Source organism: Streptomyces sp. PTL18 (assembly GCF_059510295.1).
This window is the reverse complement of sequence record NZ_JCAJZO010000134.1, coordinates 1-534: the sequence shown is the minus strand read 5'-3', so window position 1 is coordinate 534 and position 534 is coordinate 1. Positions and strand designations below refer to the sequence as shown.

1 protein-coding gene is annotated in these 534 nt (G+C 65.7%); it reads left to right on the top strand.

Translation table 11 applies throughout. The annotated features are described in order from the left end of the window. Positions 1-87 precede the first annotated feature (87 nt). Positions 88-534: telomere-protecting terminal protein Tpg (gene tpg / locus AC5WS8_RS39340; RefSeq protein WP_496108267.1), on the top strand; the 447-nt coding region annotated here is incomplete at its 3' end.

The following is a 534-nucleotide window of genomic DNA, read 5'->3' as shown; positions in this document are numbered from 1 at the left end:
CTGCTCGTGGTTCTCCTTCAGGCCAGGATCATAAGCCTGGCTTCAGGGACTCCACAAAACCGGGGTCAGCTCACCGCGAGGCTGGTGATGAGGAGGGCGCGTTGCCCGGAGGGGCCGTGTGAGTCAGCGAGGAGCCTGGCGGAGCGTGTGGGCGTCTCGACTCGCACGATCGAGCGCTACCGCGCCGGCAAGCTGAAGGAGCCGCAGAAACGGCTCCATGCCGCCCTGGTGGAGGCGACCGAGTCCGGGTGGCAGCCGCAGGTCAGAGCATGTGCACGCGAACAGGCTTCCACCACCAGCGGGATGATGGTGGAGGTGACGGCGTACTTCGGATTCACGTGCTCGGGCAGCTCGGACGACGGTCGGATACGCACCATCACCACCCCGATCTCGCCCACCTACGCGAAGCAGATCCTGGAGCTACAGGAGGCCGGAGCGACGGAGGAGGATCTGCATCCGATCGTCGCGGAGGCCATCACCGAGTCGTATTTCACGGAATGGGGGTCCCGGGCCGATGGCCTGCGCGCTGATTTC